Source organism: Micromonospora sp. CNZ296, assembly GCF_007827635.1.
This window is the reverse complement of sequence record NZ_VISW01000056.1, coordinates 1-3,887: the sequence shown is the minus strand read 5'-3', so window position 1 is coordinate 3,887 and position 3,887 is coordinate 1. Positions and strand designations below refer to the sequence as shown.

The window sequence follows — 3,887 nt, the reverse complement described above, 5'->3', positions numbered from 1 at the left end:
GAGGGGCAGGTGGTGGTGGCGGATGTGCGGTGGGATCGGTTTGTGCCGTCGTTCACGGCGTTGCGTCCGTCGCGTCTGTTCACCGACATCCCCGAGGCACAGGCGGCGATCGAGGCGGCGTCCCGAGCCGAGACCGGCCCCACCGACCGGGCCTCCGCACTGCGCGAGCGGCTCGCGGCCCTGACGCCGCCGGAGGTCGAGGCGTCCCTCCTGGACCTCGTACGCTCCCAGGTCGCCACGGTGCTCGGCCACGCCACCGTGGAGGCGGTGCGGCCGGACCGGGCGTTCCAGCGTCTCGGCTTCGACTCGCTCACCGCCGTCGAGCTGCGCAACCGGCTGACCGCCGAGACGGGCCTCGCGTTGCCCTCCACCCTCGTCTTCGACCACCCGACGCCGGCCGCCCTGGTCGCCTTCATCCGGGAGACCGTGCTCGGAGCATCGGGCGACGCGCCGGCCGACCGCAGGGTCGCCACCGTCGACGACGACCCGATCGTGATCGTCGGCATGGGCTGCCGCCTCCCGGGTGGCGTCGCGTCCCCGGAAGAACTGTGGCAACTGCTCGCCACGGGACGCGACGGCATCTCCGAGTTCCCCCTCGACCGGGGCTGGGACAGCTTCCTCAGCAGCGGCCTGTCCGACACGTCCTTCGCCCGCAGGGGCGGCTTCGTCTACGACGCCGGCGAGTTCGACGCCGAGTTCTTCGGCATCTCGCCGCGGGAGGCCCTCGCCATGGACCCGCAGCAGCGGCTGCTGCTGGAGACCTCGTGGGAGGCCGTCGAGTCGGCGGGAATCGACCCGACCACCCTGCGGGGCGGCGCGGTCGGCGTCTTCGCCGGGGCCAGCTTCCAGGGGTACGCCAGCGGGTCGGTCGGTCGGGCCCAGGAGGTCGGCGGCCACCTGCTCACCGGCAACGCGACAAGCGTGTTGTCGGGTCGGGTGGCGTACTCGTTCGGTTTCGAGGGTCCGGCGGTGACTGTGGACACGGCGTGTTCGTCGTCGCTGGTGGCGTTGCACCTGGCGGCGCAGGCGCTGCGGTCCGGCGAGTGCGACCTCGCCCTGGCCGGCGGCGTCACCGTGATGGCCTCACCGGGCACGTTCGCCGAGTTCTCGATCCAGGGCGGCCTGTCCGCCGACGGCCGCTGCAAGTCGTTCTCGGATGCCGCGGACGGCACGGGCTGGTCCGAGGGCGTCGGCGTGCTGCTGGTTCAGCGGCTGTCGGACGCGCGGCGTGACGGGCGTCGGGTCCTTGCGGTGGTGCGGGGTTCGGCGGTGAATCAGGATGGTGCGTCGAATGGTTTGACGGCGCCGAATGGTCCGTCGCAGCAGCGGGTGATCCGGCAGGCTCTGGCGTTTGCGGGTTTGTCGGCGGCTGATGTGGATGTGGTGGAGGCGCACGGTACGGGTACGACGTTGGGTGATCCGATCGAGGCGCAGGCGTTGCTGGCGACGTACGGGCAGGGTCGGGATGTGCCGTTGTTGCTGGGATCGGTGAAGTCGAACATCGGTCACACGCAGGCCGCCGCCGGGGTGGCAGGCATCATCAAGATGATTTTGGCGATGCGGCATGGGATGGTGCCGGCGTCTTTGCACGTGGATGCGCCGTCGTCGCATGTGGACTGGTCGTCGGGTGCGGTGGAGTTGGTGACGGCCTCGCGTGAGTGGCCGGGCGTTGGGCGTCCCCGGCGGGCGGGTGTGTCGTCGTTCGGTATCTCGGGCACGAACGCGCACGTGATCATCGAGCAGCCCGAGGCCGCCCCGGCACCGGTCGCGCCCGTCGCACCGGTCGGGGTGCCGGTGCCGTGGGTGGTGTCGGGTCGTTCGGAGCGGGGTCTGTCGGGTCAGGCGGCGCGGTTGGCGTCGTTCGTGCGCGATCGTGGCCTGTCGCCGGTGGACGTGTCGTGGTCGTTGGCGACGACCCGTGCCGCGTTGGAGCATCGCGCGGTGGTGTGGGGCTCGGACGTGGACGAGCTGGCGGCGGGTCTGTTGGCGGTGGCCGAGGGCCGGTCTGCGGGTGTGGTGTCGGCGGGTCGTCGGGCGGTGTTGTTCACGGGTCAGGGTTCGCAGCGCGTGGGCATGGGCCGGGAGCTGTACGAGACGTTCCCGGTGTTCGCGGCGTCGTTCGACGAGGTGTGCGCGGAGATCGATCCGCGCCTGCCGCGTGCGTTGCGCGAGGTGGTGTTCGCCGAGCCGGGTTCGGAGACTGCGGCTCTGTTGGATCAGACCGTGTTCGCGCAGGCGGGGTTGTTCGCGGTCGAGGTGGCGTTGTGGGAGTTGCTGTCGTCGTGGGGTGTGCGGGCGGACTACCTGGCGGGTCACTCGATCGGTGAGGTGACGGCCGCGTACGTGTCCGGGGTGTTGTCCCTGGCGGATGCGTGCACCCTGGTGGCGGCGCGGGGTCGGTTGATGCAGGCCCTGCCCAGCGGTGGGGTGATGGCGGCGGTCGGCGCGTCGGAGGAGGCTGTCGCCGAGCTGATCGGCGTGACCGGCGCGGCGGTGGACGTCGCGGCGGTGAACGGTCCGGAGTCGGTGGTGGTGTCGGGTGCCGTCGGCGAGGTGGCCTCGGTGGTGGCGGCCTGTCGTGAGCGGGGTTGGCGGGTCAAGGAACTCTCGGTCAGTCACGCGTTCCACTCGCGGTTGATGGAGCCGATGCTGGAGGAGTTCGCGTCGGTGGTGGCGGGGCTCGACTGGCGGTCGCCGAGGATCCCGATCGTGTCGAACGTGACCGGCGCGGTCGCGGACGCCGCAGAGATCACCGAGCCCGGCTACTGGGTGCGGCACGTGCGGCAGCCGGTGCGCTTCGCCGACGGTGTGGCGGCGTTGCGGGCACAGGGGGTGGACACCTTCCTGGAGATCGGCCCGGACGCGGTCCTCACCGCCATGGCCGCCGAGGCGGACACGGCCGACGACGTGCGGTACGTCGCCACGCTGCGCCGCAGCCAGCCCGACGTCACCACCCTCACCAGTGCCGCGGGGCAGCTCTGGGCCGCCGGCGTGGCCGTCGACTGGGCGGCGTACCTCGGCCAGACCGGCACCCGGCCGCGCGCGGTGGAACTGCCCACCTACGCCTTCGACCGGCAGCGCTACTGGCTGGAGGACCCCCAGCCCGGCTCGGCTCCGGAGCGGGCCGACGCCCCGTCCGACGAGCAGTTCTGGGCGGCGGTCGAGTCCGGGGACCTCGGCGTGCTGGACGAGGATCTCGCCGTGGGCGCGGACGAGCCGTCCACGGCGCTGCTGCCCAAACTCGCCCGGTGGCGGCGGGCGACGCAGCAGCGGGCGGTCGTCGACTCCTGGCGGTACCGGGCGACGTGGCGTACGGCCGCCGTGCCGGACTCCGCGACGTTGGCGGGAACCTGGCTGCTGCTGATGGCGCCCGGGCAGGAGGACCACCCGGTGGCCGCGGCGCTGGCTGCCCGGGCCGACCGGGCGGTCCCGGTGCTGGTCCCGGCCGGCGCCGACCGCGACCGGGTGGCGCGGCTCCTGCTGGAGGCGATGAGCTCAGACGCCCGGGACGCCCACGTGGTGTCCCTGCTGTCGCTGGCCGAGCCGCGGGAGGCGTCCCCGGTTCCGGCCGCCGCCGAGGTGTCGACGGCGCTGGCCGTGGTGCAGGCGCTGACCGACGTCGGTGGGTCGGGCCGGTTGTGGTGGCTGACGCGCGGGGCGGTGTCGGTCGGCGGCTCGGACGAGCTGGCGGATGTCGCGGGTTCTGCGGTGTGGGGTTTGGGTCGGGTGGTGGGTTTGGAGGTGCCGTTGCGGTGGGGTGGTTTGGTGGATTTGCCGGGTGTGTTGGGTGGGGGTGTGTGGGGTCGGTTGTGTGGGGTGTTGTCGTCGGGGGTTGAGGATCAGGTGGCGTTGCGGTCGTCGGGTGTGTTTGTGCGGCGGTTGGTGCG

1 pseudogene is annotated in these 3,887 nt (G+C 72.4%); it reads left to right on the top strand.

Going from position 1 to position 3,887, the window contains the following annotated elements:
- Nucleotides 1-216: 216 nt before the first annotated feature.
- Nucleotides 217-3,887 (top strand): annotated as a pseudogene (locus FB455_RS33975) (type I polyketide synthase); the annotation flags it as partial.